Below are 2,864 nucleotides of genomic sequence, written 5' to 3'. Positions count from 1 at the left end.
CACTGCTTTTCATGCTAATCTTGATACTACAAATTGAAGTGCGGAATGTGGGTTTAAAGCCTCTCCTTTCAAGGAGAAAAAGGGGTCGTTTAGGCTGCTCGCCGACATGAAAAGCGGAGCTTGGAGTAGGATTTGATTCTGAGGAAACCTAGCCATATCCAATCCAGCAAGATAAGAAAAAAAATTCCTTTTAACCAATCCTTATATTACAGAAGAGGCAATTAATTAATTGTTAATTATTAATTATTGAATGTACCTCATAGCTGTGGAAATTGCTATATATTGTTCAAGAAATATAAAACTTGTGTACCTAACAACAATCAGAAACACTATAGTCTGATAAAAATCATATTTTTGCAGGAAAATAATATAGAAATAACGATTCAAGATCATTAAAATAAATCAGAAAAAATGCAAAGTAATCCCTATAGTTGGATAGAGTCATCCCTATCAACAATATATAAAGCAAACTGGTATCGTTCAGTCAAAACTATTGAAAGTCTTCCCGGTGCAATAATTAAATTAGAAGGGAAACAACTCATCAATTTTGCCAGTAATGATTATTTAGGATTAGCAGGAGATAAGCGTTTAATTGCAGCAGCTATCGAAGCTACAAAAGAATTTGGTACTGGTAGTACAGGCTCCCGTTTATTAACAGGTCATCGAGAAATACATCAGGAATTAGAACAAGAAATATCTAAATTAAAACAAACAGAAGCAGCATTAGTATTTAGTTCAGGATATTTAGTAAATATAGGTGTAATATCTTCAGTAGTCAGCCAACGTGACTTGATTTTATCAGACAAATATAATCATTCAAGCCTCAAAAATGGAGCCATTATTAGTGGTGCAAAAATTGTCGAATATAGTCATAACAATATTGAAGATTTGACAAATAAACTAGAACAAGAACGAGAAAATTATCGTCGCAGTTTAATAATTACAGATAGTGTTTTTAGTATGGATGGCGATTTATGTAAATTGCCATTATTATTAGATTTAGCAGAAAAATATAATAGTATGCTCTTAGTAGATGAAGCTCATGCAACAGGAGTATTTGGAATTAATGGAGGAGGTTGTGTTGAATATTTTAACTGCACAGGAAAAGAATTAATTCAAATTGGTACTTTGAGCAAAGCATTAGGAAGTTTAGGAGGCTATGTTGCTGGCTCAAAAAAATTAATAGAATTTCTCAGAAATAGAGCGCCGAGTTGGATATATACAACAGGTTTAACTCCTGGGGATACTGCTGCTGCTTTAACAGCCGTAAACATTATTAAAAAAGAGCCAGAACGTCGTGTCAAATTATGGCAAAATGTGGAGACTCTAAGAAATTTATTAGAAACAGAAAATCAACTTTTTTGCAGAGGGAAAAAAATCTCAAATTATGAATCACCAATTATTTGTTTTCCTTTAAAGAATGCAGCTCAAGCATTAATAGTAGGAGAAAAGTTAAAAAAAACAGGAATATTTGCTCCTGCTATTCGCCCACCGACTGTTAATACCAGTCGCATTCGCATTTCTCTAATGGCTACCCACGAAACAACTCATCTTCATAAATTAGTAGCAGCATTAATTAATTTTAATAAGTGAGAAATAAGAGAGGATAGGGAATGGAGGAGAAATTGAATATCTGGACTTTTGGAAAAAAGTAAAATATATTTGCCTTTATCCTATAATTAGACGTAGTTATACCTGAGTCTACCCCCAGATCACCCCCAAATCAGCTTTATGTTGAGCAAAAATTTCTTGATTCTTTTGTCACCAGCAAAAAAATTTCTAGGAAACACCAGTTAGAAATGCTTAATCATGTCTCTGTAAAATTTGTCAAAGCTTGGCGAGAATAACGCTTTCTTAAACCTCCCATTAATTGTTGATACAGAATGAAAGTATAGGCGACAAAAACTAGAATAAAATGACGCATCAGACTGGTTTGATCTCTGACTTGATATTCTTTGAAACCCAACCATCCTTTAGCTTCCCTATAAAACTTTTCAATCAAATAAAAAATTATCCCATTAGCTATGAAAATAAGGGAGTAGGCAGTAGGGAGTAGGGAATAAATTGAAAAAGCAAGGGAGTAGGGAGTAACCAGTCAGGATATAGTACAAAAATAGAGTACAAAAATTTGGGATAATTTATTTTCTGCTATTCCCTTATTCCATGTAAATGTGGTACACTCATAGCGCTACACGCAAGGCAAAAGTCAAAAGGCAAAAATCAAAAATAGTCTGTGACTGAGTTTGAGAATTTAGAAATGTTCTAATCTTTGCTTCGACTGCTATCTTCTAGTAGGTAAGTGCAAAAAAAATGAAACCTTAATTTGATACTTCAAAAACTCGTATTAAAGTTACTTCTACTGTACTTCATATACAACCGAATTAGCTATATATTTGTCGATTAATAGAAGGTAAAAGAAAATACAGAAAAGATAACAATTTTTGGGTAGGTATGTAGAGAAAATTATAAATTATTTGTAAGCATTCAGCCGTCAGCCAGCCTCTTGCCTTCTGCAGAGGAGCTACGCTTTTAATGTCGCGTTTGAGTTAGCATTCCGTAGGAAAGCGAAACAGAGGAACTGCAAACTTCAGCTATTAGCTATTACTTTTGTTGCCGGATAGAAGCTTTATTAATTGAGCCATAATTACATCTTAAACTATAAAAGCCAGCTCCCTTGAGTTAGAGTCAATATTTATTTAAACCATATCCTTAAGAACAGGGTTTTATTGTTCATAGCTGACAGCTAATAGCTGAATACTTACAATTATTTTGATAAACCAGGCTCGATATAGTTACAATAAGAGACTGAATCTATCAGTAAATCTCAAAAATGGAATAGTTAGAGATTAGCAAGTAGGGGGAAG

At 33.4% G+C, this 2,864-nt stretch carries 1 protein-coding gene and 1 pseudogene; one reads left to right on the top strand and one right to left on the bottom strand.

Annotated features, from left to right (window positions below):
* Window positions 1-411 precede the first annotated feature (411 nt).
* On the top strand, window positions 412-1,593 hold the full coding sequence (gene bioF, locus ACP6PM_RS21300; protein ID WP_426588154.1) for an 8-amino-7-oxononanoate synthase: 1,182 nt from the start codon (window positions 412-414) through the stop codon (window positions 1,591-1,593).
* 258 nt (window positions 1,594-1,851) lie between these two features.
* Here bioF and ACP6PM_RS21295 read toward each other — a convergent pair.
* Window positions 1,852-1,999 (bottom strand): annotated as a pseudogene (locus ACP6PM_RS21295) (IS701 family transposase); the annotation flags it as partial.
* Window positions 2,000-2,864 lie beyond the last annotated feature (865 nt).

The sequence above is a fragment of the Dapis brunnea BLCC-M229 genome (genome assembly GCF_050015995.1).
In the GTDB taxonomy this organism is placed as follows: Bacteria; Cyanobacteriota; Cyanobacteriia; order Cyanobacteriales; family Microcoleaceae; genus Trichodesmium.
This window is presented reverse-complemented; position numbering and strand designations above follow the sequence as displayed.

Bases quoted from the DNA above. Each gene is read 5' to 3' on its own strand.
- bioF (WP_426588154.1), top strand. From the start codon at position 412: ATGCAAAGTAATCCCTATAGTTGGATAGAGTCATCCCTATCAACAATA.